Consider the following 439-nt stretch of genomic DNA (forward strand, 5'->3'; position numbering starts at 1 on the left):
GATCAAGACGAAACGGATGGAAAAAACTATTCTTTCTTTCCTCTTTATGGCACCAATCATAAGTTTAACGGATATATGGATTATTTTTATGTTGGAAATCACGCAAACTCTGTTGGTCTAACGGATATATATGCCAAAGCGAATTTTAAACTCGGTAAATCCTCAAGTCTTCTTGTCAAAGGACATTATTTCTCATCAGCAGCTACTCTTATAGATGATACAGATGGATCAGAAGCGGACAACTACCTTGGAACTGAAGTGGATATTGTATTTACACAAAAATTACTACCCTATGCATCCGTAAAAGTTGGATATTCACAAATGTTTGCTGGAGATGGAATGGAATTTCTAAAAAATCAACCTAATCCAAGTGGATTACAAAACTGGGGATGGGTTCAGTTAGTCATTAAACCTAACTTCCTTAAATGGAGTCCTAAAC

General features: G+C 35.8%; 1 pseudogene. It reads left to right on the forward strand.

Features of this window, described 5'->3' with window-relative positions:
• Window positions 1–439 (forward strand): annotated as a pseudogene (locus Q0910_RS28545) (hypothetical protein); the annotation flags it as partial.

Source organism: uncultured Aquimarina sp. (assembly GCF_947495315.1).
Classification (GTDB): Bacteria; Bacteroidota; Bacteroidia; order Flavobacteriales; family Flavobacteriaceae; genus Aquimarina.